Origin of the sequence: Mycolicibacterium chengduense (assembly GCF_033741155.1) — a bacterium.
Lineage (GTDB): Bacteria > Actinomycetota > Actinomycetes > Mycobacteriales > Mycobacteriaceae > Mycobacterium.
In genome coordinates this window covers 675,929-690,572 of the sequence record NZ_JAWQNH010000002.1, presented here as the reverse complement: position 1 = coordinate 690,572, position 14,644 = coordinate 675,929, and the positions used below count along the sequence as shown (strand labels likewise).

Below are 14,644 nucleotides of genomic sequence, written 5' to 3'. Positions count from 1 at the left end.
ATGTCACGGGCGTTAACCTCTCCATAGGGACGACCGTGACCTATCAGTTATCGCCGATGCTACCGGCGCGTAACCTACGCAGGAGATATTAGATGACCTCAGCGACCATTCCCGGTCTCGACAGTGCACCGACCAAACATCAGGGGCTGTTGGCCTGGGTCCAGGAGGTTGCGGAGCTGACGCAGCCGGACCGGGTGGTTTTCGCCGATGGCTCCGACGAGGAATACGAGCGCTTGGCGGCGCAGCTGGTCGAGGTCGGCACGTTCCAGAAGCTGAACCCGGAGAAGCAGCCGAACTCCTACCTGGCGCTGTCCGACCCGTCCGATGTGGCCCGGGTGGAGTCGCGCACCTTCATCTGTTCCGAGCGTGAGGTCGACGCCGGCCCCACCAACAACTGGATGGCGCCCGCCGAGATGCGCGGCATCATGACCGAGCTGTACCGCGGCAGCATGCGCGGTCGCACGATGTGGGTCGTGCCGTTCTGCATGGGCCCGCTGGACGCCGAGGACCCCAAGCTCGGCGTCGAGATCACCGACTCCGAGTACGTCGTCGTCTCGATGCGCACCATGACCCGGATGGGTGCGGCGGCGCTGGCGAAGATCGGCGACGACGGCTTCTTCGTCAAGGCACTGCACTCCATCGGCGCCCCGCTGGAGCCCGGTCAGCAGGACGTGCCGTGGCCGTGCAACGACACCAAGTACATCAGCCACTTCCCGGAGACCCGGGAGATCTGGAGCTTCGGGTCCGGCTATGGCGGTAACGCCCTGCTCGGCAAGAAGTGCTACTCGCTGCGGATCGCGTCGGCCATGGCCCACGACGAGGGCTGGCTCGCCGAGCACATGCTGATCCTCAAGCTGATCTCGCCGGAGAACAAGGCGTACTACATCGCCGCCGCGTTCCCGTCCGCATGCGGGAAGACCAACCTCGCCATGCTGCAGCCCACCATCCCCGGCTGGCGCGCCGAGACCGTCGGCGACGACATCGCCTGGATGCGGTTCGGCAAGGACGGCCGGCTGTACGCCGTCAACCCGGAGTTCGGCTTCTTCGGCGTCGCGCCGGGCACCAACTGGTCGTCCAACCCGAACGCCATGAAGACCATCGCCGCGGGCAACACCGTCTTCACCAACGTCGCCAAGACCGACGACGGTGACGTCTGGTGGGAGGGGCTGGAGGGCGATCCCGACCACCTGATCGACTGGAAGGGCCAGGACTGGTACCGGGAGTCCGAAGACAAGGCGGCGCACCCGAACTCGCGTTACTGCACCCCCATCTCGCAGTGCCCGTCGGTGGCCCCGGAGTGGGACGACCCGCAGGGTGTGCCGATCTCGGCGATCCTGTTCGGCGGTCGCCGCAAGACCACGGTGCCCCTGATCACCCAGGCCCGCGACTGGCAGCACGGCGTGTTCATCGGCGCCACCCTCGGCTCGGAGCAGACCGCCGCGGCCGAGGGCAAGGTCGGCACCGTCCGGCGCGACCCGATGGCCATGTTGCCGTTCCTCGGCTACAACGTCGGCGACTACTTCCAGCACTGGATCAACATCGGCAAGAACGCCGACGAATCCAAGATGCCGAAGATCTTCTTCGTGAACTGGTTCCGCCGCGGGGACGACGGCCGCTTCCTGTGGCCGGGCTTCGGCGAGAACAGCCGCGTGCTCAAGTGGGCCGTCGAACGCATCGAGCACAAGGCCGACGGCAAGTCGACCCCGATCGGCATCGTGCCCACCGCGGCCGACCTCGATCTGGCCGGCCTGGACGTGGATGCCGCCGATGTCGACGAGGCGCTGGCCGTCAATGCCGACGAATGGCGGGCCGAGGTGCCGCTGATCGACGAATGGTTCGAGTTCGTCGGCGAGAAGCTCCCCACGGGCATCAAGGACGAGTTCGACGCGCTGAAGACCCGGCTGGCCGAGTCCGACTGATCGGACGCACAGCTCACCAAACCGCCCCCGACACCGTCGGGGGCGGTTTTTTTGTTGCTCGCACCGGTTAGCCGTAAGAATTAGTTCGCAGACACGAACTCAGGGTTACAGGGTCTGTGAGCAGCAAATTCAGGATCGTTGACGCCGTAAATTTGTAGCCTCGCTAAGTTGCTGGACGATCGCGGGAGCGGGTAGGGTCTCGGTCAGCGAAGGGGAGTAGTTCCTGACCGCCGGCAGGTCCGGCGCGATGCGGACGGGTCGACACACCGGCAGCGCGAGCAGCCCGGCCCGCCACCGGATCCCATATCCGGCGAGCGAGACCTTCGGCCGACATGACCGTTGTCGGCCCGAGGTTTCGTCGCCGTCGATGTCAACCCGGGCCGCGCACAGATCGAGGACTCGCCCACGTGACCACACCCCGCGCCCGGACGCTCATCACGTCGTCCGCCGCCACTCTCGTGTTCATCATTCCCGCCCTGGTGGTGCGGATCGCCGGTCTGCACCCGAATCCGATTGTGGCGCTGGTGATCTACGGTGCCGCCGTGGTGGCCGCCAGCTTCCTGCTGGCCTGGGCCGCCGAAGCCGCCCAGATCGACGTGTCCGGCGGGCTTGCCATCGCCGTGCTGGCGCTCATTGCGGTGCTGCCGGAATATGCGGTGGACCTGTACTACGCCTACACCGCGGGCAGCAATCCCGAATACGTGCAGTACGCGGCGGCGAATATGACCGGCTCGAACCGGTTGCTGATGGGTGTCGGTTGGCCGGTGGTGGTGCTCGTCGGGCTCTGGGTGGCCCGGCGCGTCGCCGCACCCGGCTCGACGGGGCGGCAGACCAGGAGCATGGCACTCGAGCCGGGAAACCGTGTCGAACTCGGGTTTCTGCTGATCGCGGGTGTGGTGGCCTTCGTCATCCCGGCCACCGGGCGGATTCACCTGGTGCTGGGCGTTGCCCTGCTGGCCTGGTTCGGGTTCTACCTCTACAAGCTCACCCGTGGTGATGTGGAAGAGCCCGACCTGATCGGCACCGCCGCGGCCATCGGGGCGCTGTCCACACGCGCCCGCCGGCGCACCGTCGTCGCACTGTTCGTCATCGCCGGCGCGGTGATCCTGGCCTGTGCGGAGCCTTTCGCCGAGAGCCTGATCGGCGCGGGTACCGAGCTGGGCATCGACCGGTTCCTGCTGGTGCAGTGGCTGGCGCCGCTGGCGTCGGAGGCGCCGGAGTTCATCATCGCGATCATCTTCGCCGCCCGTGGCAAGGGCACCGCGGCAATCGCGACCCTCATCTCGTCGAAGGTGAACCAGTGGACGCTGCTGATGGGCTCGCTCCCCATCGCCTACCTCGCCGGTGGCGGCGGATCCGCTCTGGTGCTGGACGGCCGCCAGATCGAAGAGGTGCTGCTGACCGCCACGCAGACCATGATGGGTATCGCCTTGATTCTGTCGCTGCGCTTCCACCGGAACACGGCGTGGCTGCTGCTGGCGTTGTTCCTGGTGCAGTTCCCGATCACCTCGACCGGGGGACGGCTGGTGTTGTGCGGGGTGTACGCCGCGCTGGCGGTGGCGGCAATGGCCGTCAATCGGCGCGCCCTGTTGGCCGCCGCGCGGGCGCCCTTCGTCGGCGTGACCGATGAGCCGAACGAGCCGGATTCCGTTGGGCGGCAGGCTGTTTCGAGCCTGCCGCGATAGTGCAAGCGGTGGCCGGTCAGGTGGTGAGCAGCCGGTGTAACTCGGTTTCCAGCGCTTTTTGCTGCAGTTTGCGCGTCGCATACCAATATGCCTGGCCGGCAAGACCTTTGGGAAAGTAGATGGCTCGCTGGCGAACCGTGGTGCGGTCGTCACCGGCGGGTTGCAATGTCCATTCCAGCCAGGCCCCGCCGGGGGCGCGGCCGGCTATCCGTACCCGCAGCACGCGGTTGTCGGTGCTCCGGTCGATGTGCCGGTGGTTGCGGCCAGGGCCGACCGCGAAGGTGCCCGGGGTGGCGGCGGCGACACGGGAGTGCAGTCTGGCCCAGGTCTGTTCGACGGTGCCGGCGCACTGCGCCGTGCGGTCGTCCGTGTAGACGATCTCGCCCGCCCAGTCCGGATCCGACGGCAACGGGTCCGACGGCGCCACGGTAGCCGGGATGGTCGTCCACGTCGGCTCCACCTCGCCGTCGGCGGCGTGGCGCAGCGCGAGCGCGACGGCCTGGCGGTAGTCGGTCGGTCCGCCCGGCGGCGGTGGGATGACGGCGTCGATGTCGTGTTCCTTGGCGACGGCATCGGTGCTCAGCGATTCGATCAGAGCCCGGCCGATGCTGCCCGGAACGGGTGTCACCAGATCGATCCACAGCCCGGCCAGCTTGGGAGTGAGGACCGGCAGCACCAAGATGCGGCGCCGGGCCAGGCCGGCCACTTCGGCATAGATCTGCATCATCTCGCCGTACCGGAGCACGTCGGGGCCGCCGATGTCGTAGGTACGGCTGCCGGCCAGGTCCGCATCGGCCGCGGCGATCAGGTAGTACAGCACGTCGCGGACCGCGATCGGCTGGATGTGGTTGTTCACCCAGCGTGGTGTGGTCATCACCGGGAGCCGGTTGGTCAGGTGCCGGATCATCTCGAAAGAGGCCGAGCCCGAGCCGATCACCACGCCGGCCTGGAGCACCATGGTGGGCACGCCGGAATCGATGAGGATCTGGCCCACCTGCGTGCGCGAGCGCAGATGCGTCGACAACTGACCCGAGTCGGCGTGCAGGCCGCCGAGGTAGACGATGCGGCGCACGCCGGCCCGCTTGGCCGCCTCGGCGACGTTGGTGGCGCTGCGGGTTTCCTTGTCCAGGAACCCGCCGTGGCTGTTCATCGAATGCACCAGGTAGTAGACGACGTCGACGTCGGCGAGAGCGTCGTCCAGCGTGTCCGGCTGCAGCAGATCGCCGCGGAACACCTGCACATCGGCAACCCACGGCACGTTCCTGATCTTGTCGGGGTCGCGGACCAGCACCCTGACCTGATGACCGGCGTCCACCAGCCGCGGCACCAGGCGCGCACCGATATACCCGGTGGCACCGGTGACCAGCACTCGAAGCGGCCTGTCGTCCGTCACTGGTCTCCTTGCGGGCCTCGGGTGGGGCAGAGCATCGAGCAAGCAGATCGGTATTCCACCACATCGGCACGCCCAAACCCGCGCATCCACAGAAGGTGGTCGGATGTGGCGGGGGCCACCTCTTGACAGGTGTCAAACGCGGCATCGTAGAGTCAGCCCATGCAGATCCGTGAAACCGCGCTCGCGACACCCGACAAGCCGGCCGTCATCCTCTACCCGGCCGGCACCGTGGTCACGTTCGGTCAGATGGAAGCCCGGGCGAATCAGCTCGCGCACTATTTCCGCAGCCGCGGCCTGCAGGAGGGTGACGCGGTCGCGATCCTCATGGAGAACACCGAACACATGCACACGATCATGTGGGCGGCGCGCCGATGCGGTCTGTACTACGTACCCCTCAATACGCACCTGACCGCTGCCGAAGCGGCCTACATCATCGACAACAGCGCGGCCAAGGCGATCGTCGCGTCGGCGGCACTACGGGACACCTGTGCCGCCCTGGCCGAGCACCTGCCGGCCGGACTGCCCGACGTCCTGCTGACCACCGCCGACGATCTGGACGGCTGGGCGAACTACCCGCAAGCCGTGCAGGATCTGCCCGAGACGCCGATCGCCGACGAGATCGAGGGTGATCTGCTGCAGTACTCATCGGGCACCACCGGCCGGCCGAAGGGCATCAAGCGCGCGTTGCCGCACCTGCCCCCGTCGGAGGTGCCGGGCATGATGGCCATGCTCGTCGAGTACTGGATGGGGCCCGACGCCGTCTACCTCAGCCCCGCGCCGCTGTATCACACCGCCCCGTCGGTGTGGTCGCTCAACGCCCTCGCCGGTGGGTTGACCGTGGTGGTGATGGAGAAGTTCGATCCCGAGGGCACGCTCGAGGCCATCGCGAAACACGGTGTCACACATGGGCAATTCGTGCCGGTGATGTTCACCAGGATGCTCAAGCTGCCGGCATCGGTGCGCGAGTCCTATGACATCTCGTCCCTCAAGCGGGTCATGCACGCCGCCGCCCCGTGTCCGGTGGAGATCAAGAAGCAGATGATCGATTGGTGGGGGCCCATCGTCGACGAGTACTACGCCTCATCGGAAGCCATCGGCTCGACTCTGATCAGCGCCGAGGAGTGGTTGACCCACCCCGGTTCGGTGGGCAAGCCGATGGTCGGCGCCATCCACATCCTGGACGAGGACGGCAACGAGTTGCCGCCGGGACAGCCGGGTGAGATCTACTTCGAAGGCGGCAACGACTTCGAGTATCTCAACGACCCCGGCAAGACGGCGTCCTCGCGCAACACGCACGGCTGGCTGACCGTCGGCGACATCGGCTACCTGGACGACGACGGTTACCTCTACCTCACCGACCGGCGGCACCACATGATCATCTCCGGCGGCGTGAACATCTATCCGCAGGAAGCCGAGAACATGCTCGTCACCCATCCCAAGGTGATGGACGCCGCGGTGTTCGGCATCCCCGACGAGGAGATGGGCCAGGCCGTCAAGGGTGTGGTGCAGACCGTCGACCCGGCGGACGCCACCGAGGAATTCGGCCGGGAGTTGCTCGGCTGGCTGCGGGACAAGCTGGCGCACTACAAGTGCCCGCGGTCCATCTCGTTCGAGGCGCAACTGCCGCGCACCGATACCGGCAAGCTCTACAAGCAGGAGCTGATCAGCAAGTACTCGTGACGCCACGTATATGTGCGCAATTGCGCACATATACGGCATACTGGGCGCATGATCCTGCGCCACCGCGTCTTCCGGCGGCTTTACACCGCGCAGGTGACGGCCCTGGCCGGAACCGGGCTGCTCACCGTTGCGCTCGGTCTGCTCGCCTTCGACCTGGCCGGCGGGGCGGCTGGTGCGGTCCTGAGTACCGCGCTGGCCATCAAGATGATCGCGTACGTGTTCGTCGCCCCCGTCATGTCGGGTCTGACGGTGCGGCTGCCCCGCAAGACCGTGCTGGCCGGGGCAGATATCGTGCGTGCGCTGGTGGCCTTGGCACTGCCCTGGGTAGACCAGGTGTGGCAGATCTATCTGCTGGTGTTCGTCCTGCAAGCCGCGTCCGCGACGTTCACCCCGACGTTCCAATCCGTCATCGCCGACGTGCTGCCCGACGAACGCCAGTACACCCGCGCCCTGGCGTTGTCCCGGCTGGCCTATGACCTGGAGGCGGTGCTCAGCCCGCTGCTGGCGGCGGCACTGCTCACCGTCGTCAGCTATCACGGTCTGTTCGCGGGCACCGGCGCCGGATTCCTGGTGTCACTGACATTGGTGCTGGGCACCGCGATTCCACGCCGGCCGGCCACCGGACCCTGCGCACCGCTGCTGTCGCGGATCACCGTCGGCGCCCGGATCATGGTGCGCAGCCGCGAACTTCGGGCCCTACTGGCGATGAACGTGGTGGTGGCCGCGGCCACCGGACTGGTGGTGGTCAACACCGTGGTGTACGTGCGCGGCCTGCTCGGCGGTGCAAACTCCGACGTGGCATTGCTGCTGGCCTGCTACGGGGCCGGGTCGATGGCGCTGGCCCTGCTGATCCCGGTCGTGCTGGGCCGGGTGGCCGATCGCGCCGTGATGCTCGGCGGTGCGGCGCTGGCGGCGGCGGGACTGGTCGCGACGGCCGTGCTGCTGGCGATCGGGTCGGTGGGCTGGGCCGCGTTGATGGTGCTGTGGATCGCGCTGGGCGCGGCGACGTCGATGATCAACACGCCGGCCGGGCGACTGTTGCGCCGCCATGCCGGTGAACAGTCCACGGCGGTGTTCACCGCGCAATTCTCGCTCTCGCATGCCGGGTTCCTGATCACCTATCCGGTGGCCGGGTGGGTCGGCGCGGAGGCGGATCAAGCGGTGGCCGCCGGAATTCTCGCTATTCTCGCTACATTCGCGGCGATCGCCGCGACGCGGATGGTGCGGAGAGGCGGGACGGCCGATGAGCAGGGATCCACTCCCGCGCGGGCCGCAGCCCTCGCTGGTCCATGAGGTCGCGCCGGACGGGCAGCGGCTCGATATCGCCAGCGAGACCTTCCGCATGCTGGCCGACCGCACCCGCCTGCACCTGCTGTGGCTGCTGGCCCAGGGCGAAGCCGATGTCACCGCGCTGGCCGAGGCAACCGGCGCGTCGCGCACCTCGATCAGCCAACACCTGGCCAAACTGCGGTTCGCCCGACTGGTCGAGACGCGTAAGGACGGCCGGCGGGTGTTCTACCGGCTGCGCGACGGCCACCTGAGCCGGCTGGTTCAGGAGGGCCTCAACCATGCCGACCATCAGGTGACGGGGGAGCCTGCGCATCCCTGAGATACAACTGTGCCGACCGCCGATGGTCCTGGCAGTAGTGGTCCTGGCACCAGTGGTCGAGGAAAGGTGGTCCGTGTCATGCTGATTCGGCGTGCAAGCCTGCTGGACGGCAGCGTCGTCGACATCCGGGTCGGAGCCCGGATCGACGAGGTGGCCCCCACACTGGCGCCCGTCGCGGGGGAACAGGTGCTCGACGCCGCGCTGGGGCTGGTGCTCCCCGGCCTGCACGATCACCACGTGCACGTGCATTCGGCGGCGGCCGCAGCGGACTCGGTGCGGGTCGGCGTCGGCGAGGTGCACGACCATGACGACCTGGCGCAGGTTCTGGGCAATGCCGCGGTCGGCGACGACGGCTGGATCAGGGCCGTCGGCTATCACGAGGCGGTGGCCGGACCACTGGACCGGCGCGTACTCGACACGCTGGCACCGGAGGTGCCGGTGCGCGTCCAGCATCGCAGCGGCGTGCTGTGGACGCTCAATTCGGCCGGCCTGGCGGCCGTCGGTCTGGCCGATCACCCCGACGGGCGGCTGCGCAGCGCCGACCGGTCCTGGTCGGACGCCCTCAAGCGGCGTGACACGTCCGTCGACGCCCTCAGCGCTCGGCTGACCAGTTACGGCGTCACCGGAATCACCGATGCCACACCGGATCTCGATGTCACCGACATGGTCCTGCTGACCGAGGTGCACCGCCGCGGCGGGCTGCGCCAGCACGTGCACCATCTCGCGCCGGGCAAGCGCATCCTGCATGACGACGATCTGGACCTGGGCGCGTTGACCGCCTGGATCGGGCGCAGGCACGACGAAGAAGCTCCGGTGGCGCTGCACTGTGTGACCGCAGCACAGCTGGTGGTGAGCCTGGCCGCCCTCGGCGACGCCGGCGTGCACCCCGGTGATCGCATCGAGCATGCCGCGGTGGTGCCCGACGATCAGCTCGAGGTGCTGGCCGCTCTCGGCGTCACCGTGGTGACCCAGCCGAACTTCGTCGCCGAGCGCGGTGACCAGTATCTGGCCGACGTACCCGTCGACGAGCATCACCAGTTGTGGCGACTGGCTTCCTTGCTGGAAGCCGGTGTGCCGGTGGCGCTTTCCACCGATATGCCGTTCGGGGACGGCGACCCGTGGGCGGCGGTGCGGGCCGCCGTGCACCGCAGCACCGCATCCGGAGCGGTGCTGGGTCCCGACGAGCGCATCGATGCCCGCACGGCGCTTGAGCTTTTCCTCGGCACGGCGACAGAGCCCACCTCGGCGCGTGCGGTCGCGCCCGGTCAGCCGGCCGATCTGTGCGTGCTCAGCGCTGCGCCCGCCGATGTGTTGCGTGACCTGGATGCAAAACTGGTGGCTGCCACCGTGATCGACGGTGAGGTGATCAGCCCGTCTGGCGTTGCAGCGTGATCGACGCCGGCTCGGCGTCGGCCCCGGTCAGTCCGCGGCCCTGCGCGGTGACCGACAGCGCGGTGCGGTCGCCGCGGAACAGGTCACGGGAGTACTCGTAGGGGGTGCCGTTCTGGTCGTGTGTCACGCGGGTGATGAGCAGCAGCGCCGCCTTCGATTTGATGCCCAGCAGCGCTGCCTCGTCATCGGTGGCGCTCACCGCCTCGATGCGTTCGACGGCCCGGCCCGCGGTCAGGCCGTACTCGGACTCTAGGATCTCGTAAAGGGAGCCGCGCAGCGGTTGCTCGAGCAGGCCGGGCACGGTGTCGGCAGGAAATTGGGCGTGCTCCAAGGAGATCGGTGACCCGTCGGCCAACCGGACACGTTGCACTTCGACGACGTAATCGGTGGGACCGAGCTTCAGGGCGTGCTGGGTGGCGTGGTCGGGAATTCCGATCTTGGTGGACAGCACTCGCGTGCCGGCGATATAGCCCTGATGGGCGAGGAACGCCGGTACACCCACCACATCGGCCAGATTGCGTTCCACCTGCCCGTGGCTGATGAAGATGCCACCGGCCCGGCCGATCACCCGGTGCACCAGGCCGGCCTCCTCCAGCGCGGCGAGCACCTGGCGCAGGCTGGACCGGCTGGTTCCGTAGCGTTCGGCCAGATCGCGCTCGCTGCCCAGTTTGGAGCCGGGGGTGCCGGCATTGACGTCTCCGACGATCCGGCGCCGCAACTCTTCGCTGTGAGTTGCCACCGTGCCCCCTTGCTCAGCCGTGATATCCCGACGGTCGTATTGGTATATCCAATTCTAACCGTACGTGTATCAGAGTTCGGCGATAGCCAGGTGCGATTCGGGCAAGATCTGGCCACCATCGACCACCAGCGACTGACCGGTGATGTAGGCGGCCTCGTCGGTGGCGAAGAAGAGTGCTGCGTTGCCGATGTCGGCCACCGAACCCAGCCGGCCGGCCGGTACCGCGGAGGCCATTTGGTCGAGATATTCCTGGCCCATTTCACCGAGCCCCTCGGTGACGATGTTGCCCGGCAGCACCGCGTTGACGGTGATGCGCTTGGGTGCCAGCTCCATCGCCGCGGTGCGCAGGAAGCCCAGCTGTGCGGCCTTACTGGCACCGTAATGCGACCAGCCGGGGTAACCGGTGATCGGTCCGGTGATCGAAGAGGTGATGATCACCCGGCCGTGGCCACTGGCGGCGAGGGCGGCCAGGGCCGCTTGCACGATGTACACGGTGCCCTTGAAGTTCACCGCAAGCACGGCCTCGATATCGTCGGGGGTGAGATCCTCCAGCCGGCCGGACGGGAAGATACCCGCGTTGGCGCACACAATGTCGACGCCGCCGTGGCGCTGCGCTGCCTCGGTCACCACGCGGCGGGAGTCGGCGGGATCGGACACGTCGGCGCTGATGGCGCTGACCGTGCCGGGAGCGCCGGCCAGGGCCGCGACGGTGCGGTCCAGATCGTCGGAATTGCGGCCGGTGATGACGACGTTGACCCCGGCGTTGGCGAAGGTTTCGGCGATACCTCGGCCGATGCCCTTGCTACCTCCGGTGACGACGGCGGTGCGGCCCTGCAGTGAGGTGAACATGGTTGGTGCCCTTCAGATGTGGTGCCAGCTCGGCAGTCGGTCAGTGCAATGTGCGGCCGGCGGAACTCAGGTAGCGTTCGGCCAGCGTGCAGCTGCCCGCGGTGTAGCTGACCGCCTTGGTGGCGGATTCCCTGGAGTGGCTGTGGCTGCCCATCCAGGCCAGCAGCAGCAGCCGGCGCAGCAGCACGAACGAGGCCAGCATGTCCTCGTCGGCGGTCGACAGCTCGCGGCGCGTGCCGGAGCGACGGGAGAAGTCGCGGTACCCGGCGACCCACGCGGCCTGCCATTCCGGTAGCGCCGGATCGTCCTCGATGAACGACACCGCGGTGCCGAAATCGTAGAAATACCAGCCGAATCCGCAGTCGTCGAAGTCGATGACGGTGATCTGGTCTCCGGCGGCGGTGTCCACCAGCAGGTTGGCCAGCCGCAGGTCGGCATGGATCAGCCCGTACACGTCCGGCCCGGTGCCGTACGCCGACAGCCGGTCCAGTAGCAGGGCCTGGGCCTGCTCCAGCACGGACCGCTCGGCCGGCCCCACCCCGTGGGCGTCCTCCCACCGGCCCCACCGCGGGGTACCGCCCAGACTGTGTTCCCAATCCCAGGCGAACCGGCCGAAACCGGCCGGCCGCTGCCAGCCCCTGGCGTGGTCGTGCAGCGCCGCGGTGATGCGGCCCAGGGTGTGGAAATCCTGCGCCGTGAGGGCGTTCTCGTCCGGCTCGACCCCGCCGACCATGCCGAAATGGACGACGTGGCGTGGTGTCCCGTGGGCGGCAGGGTCGTCCACGGTGACCACTCGGCGGCCGTCCTTGGCCGGGAGCACGGTGGGGACCGTGACATCGCTGTCGGCCTGCAGCGCGGCCAGCCAGTCCAGCTCCGATTCGATCTCGTGCGGCAGATGGTAGTCCTGCCGGTGCACCCGCAGGATCGACTGGGCCTCGCCGTCGGTGACCAGATAGGTGGCGTTCTCGGACAGGTTGAGCAACCGCAGTTCGGCATCGGCGGAGATGTCGTACTGCGCCATGGCCTGTTCGGCCACCGCCCGGTCGTCGGTGATGCTCACGACTGCTCCTGCCCGTCGATCCCGGCCAGTACCTCGGTGATGTGATCGCGGGCGACCGTCACATCGGCGGTGCTGCCGCCGATGTAGAGCCGGCCGGCCGCCCCGATCATCTGCACATCCACCACGGTAAGTCCGGGCGCCACGCGTTCGGCCTCGTTCGCCGCGACAGCGGCGAACAGCGCCGGGGTCATCTCGTACACCAACAGCGACTGGCCGGGCAGGATCATCGATGCCTGCCGGTTGCGGTTCAGGATCACCGCGTGCTGGTCGGTGATATCGGTGATGATGTCGTGATAGAGCACCCGGGGGCGGAGCTGGTCGGAGGCCTTGTTACCGGTGCCCGCCAGGATCGCCGCCCCGGCCCGGCGTACCTCGTCGAGATCGGCCGAGTGGATCTCCAGCACACCGAACTGCCGCTCCACGTAGAGGATTCCCGGTTGGATGCCGGGCACCTCACGCAGCGCCAGGTCGATCACCCGCTCGATCGCCAGCGCCGGCGACACCTCCACGATGAGGGCGTGGTCGCCCGCGTAGGGGGGATACCCCCTGGCCCGGGTCGGGGTGCCCAGATAGGCGGCGAACTGTCGCTGCAGATCCTGCACCAGCAGGTAGACGCGGATCTGGGTGCGGATCCGCGTGCTCTCCTGTGCTTCGGTCGGCATGGCTACTTGCTGGCGAGCGAGAAGTGGGCGCCGAGCTCACCGTGCGGGCGCGGGATGACGTGCACGCTGACCAGTTCGCCCACCTGCGAGGCGGTTTCGGCGCCGGCCTCGGTGGCGGCCTTCACCGCACCCACCTCACCGGTGACGATGACGGCGACCAGACCGTCACCCACCTGCTGGCGGTCGGTGATAGTCACGTTGGCGGCCTTGACCATGGCGTCGGCAGCGGCGAGCGCGGCCACGTAGCCCTTGGTTTCGATGAGGCCGATTGCGTTGCTGGACATGAACTTATCTCCTTATTTGTTGGGATTGGTATCGATGGATCCGATGATGAGGGCATCCACTGGTGGCGGGGTGCCGGTGAACCAGCTCGATGCCACCGAGCCCTGGGCGATCAGCACCCGCTCGCCGACACCGGTGCCCAGCACGTCGAAGGCGATCAGGCTGGCGCCGCCGTCGACCTGGACCTCCAGGAACGCGCCGGCCGGGATACCGTCGACGCGGCGAGTGGACCAGACGTTGCCGGTCACGGTCGCTGATATCATTTCCGCTCCTCTGTCGCCGGGGCGATCATTTCCCCTCCTTCGTGATGGTGATGCCGAGCGTTCTGGCCTTCTCCCGCGCCAGCGGCGTGAGCACCGCACGCGGTCCGAGAAGCAGTGTGCCGCCGGCCAGATCGGCGATCTGGCGTTCGGTGACCGCACCGCTGTCGATGCGGTGTACCGGGCCGCCCGGCCCCGACCGGCCGGCACCGCCGAGCCGGAAGCGCAGCCGACCGGCCCTGATATCGGCCCGGTTCTTGGGATTGTCGAACAACCGCAGCAACTTCCGGACGAAACCGTCAAGATCCGCATCGGTGGCCAGCCGCACCTCCTCGGTACGCACCCGGCCGTCCGCCGCGCGCGGACCGCTGGGATCCAGTCCCATTTGCTCCGCGACGCTCGCGGGCTGAACCGGTGGCGCGGGGGGTTGCGGTGCCGGCGCCTTGAGGCCGGTGACGGCTTCCCGCAACACCTCCCGTACCAGCGCACGCAGCTCCTCGGACGAGATGCTCATGCGCGGGCCAGCGCATCCCGCGCCGCGTCGGCGGCCTGGCGCACATCGGCCTCGGTGCCGGACAGGTATACCCGGCCGGTCGCGCCGATCATCCGGAAGTCGACGACCTTGATATCGGCGGCCTTCTCGGCCTCGTTGGTCGCCAGGATCGCGTAGGACGCCGGTTGCACCTCGAGTACGAACAGCGATTCCCCGGCGAGCACCATCGAACCGATCTTGTTGCGGTTGATCAGGAAGGCGTGCTGATGGTCGACGCTGGAGATGATCCGGGACGCCAGGATGGTCGGGCGCACCGCCGCGTGGGAATCGCCGCCGAGCGAATCCAGTGCCGCGTCGGCGGCGGCCTTCACCGCGCCGGTCTCGCCGTGGAACTCAAGGTAACCGAATTGCCGTTCCACCAACAGGATTCCGGCCTTGACTTCGGCGTGCTTGAGCGCAACGTCGGTGACCCCCTCGATGTCCAGGCCGGGGGCGACCTCGATGATCTGCGCGGCCTGGTTCGCCCGCGGTAACGCACCCTTGATCCAGGTACCCAGATACGACATCGTCTGCGGCTGCAGGCGATCGATGAAGATGAAGGAACGCAGTTCAGCCACGGAT

Annotated in this window: 15 protein-coding genes; 6 read left to right on the top strand and 9 right to left on the bottom strand. The window is 67.9% G+C overall.

Annotated elements, in window-relative coordinates:
* Positions 1 to 92: 92 nt before the first annotated feature.
* Together SBI67_RS08820 and SBI67_RS08815 are read left to right on the top strand one after the other, a co-directional pair.
* Positions 93 to 1,919 (top strand): phosphoenolpyruvate carboxykinase (GTP), encoded by a 1,827-nt coding sequence (locus SBI67_RS08820; protein WP_318980177.1) that lies wholly within the window; start codon positions 93 to 95, stop codon positions 1,917 to 1,919.
* A gap of 407 nt (positions 1,920 to 2,326) precedes the next feature.
* A complete protein-coding gene (locus SBI67_RS08815) occupies positions 2,327 to 3,604 on the top strand; it encodes a calcium:cation antiporter family protein (RefSeq protein ID WP_413232426.1) in 1,278 nt (425 codons plus the stop codon).
* A gap of 16 nt (positions 3,605 to 3,620) precedes the next feature.
* Here SBI67_RS08815 and SBI67_RS08810 read toward each other — a convergent pair whose 3' ends face one another.
* Positions 3,621 to 4,997 carry an NAD(P)H-binding protein gene (locus SBI67_RS08810; RefSeq protein ID WP_318980176.1) on the bottom strand — a complete coding sequence of 459 codons (1,377 nt, stop codon included), beginning with the start codon at positions 4,995 to 4,997 and terminating at the stop codon, positions 3,621 to 3,623.
* A 159-nt stretch (positions 4,998 to 5,156) separates the two neighbouring features.
* Between SBI67_RS08810 and fadD4 the strand changes: the two genes are divergently transcribed.
* From fadD4 to SBI67_RS08790, 4 genes are all read left to right on the top strand, one after another.
* Positions 5,157 to 6,677, top strand: a complete 1,521-nt coding sequence (gene fadD4, locus SBI67_RS08805) for a fatty-acid--CoA ligase FadD4 (RefSeq protein ID WP_318980175.1) — start codon at positions 5,157 to 5,159, stop codon at positions 6,675 to 6,677.
* Positions 6,678 to 6,725: 48 nt separating this feature from the next.
* Entirely contained in the window at positions 6,726 to 7,970 is a 1,245-nt protein-coding gene (locus SBI67_RS08800) for an MFS transporter (RefSeq protein ID WP_318980174.1), read from the top strand.
* On the top strand, positions 7,921 to 8,286 hold the full coding sequence (locus tag SBI67_RS08795) for an ArsR/SmtB family transcription factor (RefSeq protein WP_266047494.1): 366 nt from the start codon (positions 7,921 to 7,923) through the stop codon (positions 8,284 to 8,286). The genes SBI67_RS08800 and SBI67_RS08795 overlap by 50 nt, the downstream gene beginning before the upstream one ends.
* A gap of 78 nt (positions 8,287 to 8,364) precedes the next feature.
* On the top strand, positions 8,365 to 9,678 hold the full coding sequence (locus tag SBI67_RS08790) for an amidohydrolase family protein (protein WP_318980173.1): 1,314 nt from the start codon (positions 8,365 to 8,367) through the stop codon (positions 9,676 to 9,678).
* Here SBI67_RS08790 and SBI67_RS08785 read toward each other — a convergent pair.
* The 8 genes from SBI67_RS08785 to SBI67_RS08750 form a co-directional block, all read right to left on the bottom strand.
* Positions 9,653 to 10,417, bottom strand: a complete 765-nt coding sequence (locus SBI67_RS08785; protein WP_318980172.1) for a GntR family transcriptional regulator — start codon at positions 10,415 to 10,417, stop codon at positions 9,653 to 9,655. The genes SBI67_RS08790 and SBI67_RS08785 overlap by 26 nt on opposite strands.
* A gap of 69 nt (positions 10,418 to 10,486) precedes the next feature.
* Positions 10,487 to 11,266, bottom strand: coding sequence for a 3-oxoacyl-ACP reductase FabG (gene fabG, locus SBI67_RS08780; protein ID WP_318980171.1), 780 nt, complete (start codon positions 11,264 to 11,266; stop codon positions 10,487 to 10,489).
* Positions 11,267 to 11,306: 40 nt separating this feature from the next.
* On the bottom strand, positions 11,307 to 12,287 hold the full coding sequence (locus SBI67_RS08775; protein ID WP_318980488.1) for a phosphotransferase enzyme family protein: 981 nt from the start codon (positions 12,285 to 12,287) through the stop codon (positions 11,307 to 11,309).
* 35 nt (positions 12,288 to 12,322) lie between these two features.
* Positions 12,323 to 12,988, bottom strand: coding sequence for a microcompartment protein (locus SBI67_RS08770; protein WP_318980170.1), 666 nt, complete (start codon positions 12,986 to 12,988; stop codon positions 12,323 to 12,325).
* A gap of 2 nt (positions 12,989 to 12,990) precedes the next feature.
* Positions 12,991 to 13,272: a BMC domain-containing protein gene (locus tag SBI67_RS08765; RefSeq protein WP_266047499.1), complete on the bottom strand. Its 282-nt coding sequence runs from the start codon at positions 13,270 to 13,272 to the stop codon at positions 12,991 to 12,993.
* Positions 13,273 to 13,284: 12 nt separating this feature from the next.
* Positions 13,285 to 13,533 carry a EutN/CcmL family microcompartment protein gene (locus SBI67_RS08760; RefSeq protein ID WP_318980169.1) on the bottom strand — a complete coding sequence of 83 codons (249 nt, stop codon included), beginning with the start codon at positions 13,531 to 13,533 and terminating at the stop codon, positions 13,285 to 13,287.
* Between the two features lie 25 nt (positions 13,534 to 13,558).
* Entirely contained in the window at positions 13,559 to 14,044 is a 486-nt protein-coding gene (locus SBI67_RS08755; RefSeq protein WP_318980168.1) for a hypothetical protein, read from the bottom strand.
* Positions 14,041 to 14,640 (bottom strand): BMC domain-containing protein, encoded by a 600-nt coding sequence (locus tag SBI67_RS08750; protein WP_318980167.1) that lies wholly within the window; start codon positions 14,638 to 14,640, stop codon positions 14,041 to 14,043. The genes SBI67_RS08755 and SBI67_RS08750 overlap by 4 nt, the downstream gene beginning before the upstream one ends.
* Positions 14,641 to 14,644 lie beyond the last annotated feature (4 nt).

Bases quoted from the DNA above. Each gene is read 5' to 3' on its own strand.
- SBI67_RS08820 (WP_318980177.1), top strand. From the start codon at position 93: ATGACCTCAGCGACCATTCCCGGTCTCGACAGTGCACCGACCAAACAT.
- fadD4 (WP_318980175.1), top strand. From the start codon at position 5,157: ATGCAGATCCGTGAAACCGCGCTCGCGACACCCGACAAGCCGGCCGTC.
- SBI67_RS08800 (WP_318980174.1), top strand. From the start codon at position 6,726: ATGATCCTGCGCCACCGCGTCTTCCGGCGGCTTTACACCGCGCAGGTG.
- SBI67_RS08795 (WP_266047494.1), top strand. From the start codon at position 7,921: ATGAGCAGGGATCCACTCCCGCGCGGGCCGCAGCCCTCGCTGGTCCAT.
- SBI67_RS08790 (WP_318980173.1), top strand. From the start codon at position 8,365: ATGCTGATTCGGCGTGCAAGCCTGCTGGACGGCAGCGTCGTCGACATC.
- fabG (WP_318980171.1), bottom strand. From the start codon at position 11,266: ATGTTCACCTCACTGCAGGGCCGCACCGCCGTCGTCACCGGAGGTAGC.
- SBI67_RS08775 (WP_318980488.1), bottom strand. From the start codon at position 12,287: ATGGCGCAGTACGACATCTCCGCCGATGCCGAACTGCGGTTGCTCAAC.
- SBI67_RS08770 (WP_318980170.1), bottom strand. From the start codon at position 12,988: ATGCCGACCGAAGCACAGGAGAGCACGCGGATCCGCACCCAGATCCGC.
- SBI67_RS08765 (WP_266047499.1), bottom strand. From the start codon at position 13,272: ATGTCCAGCAACGCAATCGGCCTCATCGAAACCAAGGGCTACGTGGCC.
- SBI67_RS08760 (WP_318980169.1), bottom strand. From the start codon at position 13,533: ATGATATCAGCGACCGTGACCGGCAACGTCTGGTCCACTCGCCGCGTC.
- SBI67_RS08755 (WP_318980168.1), bottom strand. From the start codon at position 14,044: ATGAGCATCTCGTCCGAGGAGCTGCGTGCGCTGGTACGGGAGGTGTTG.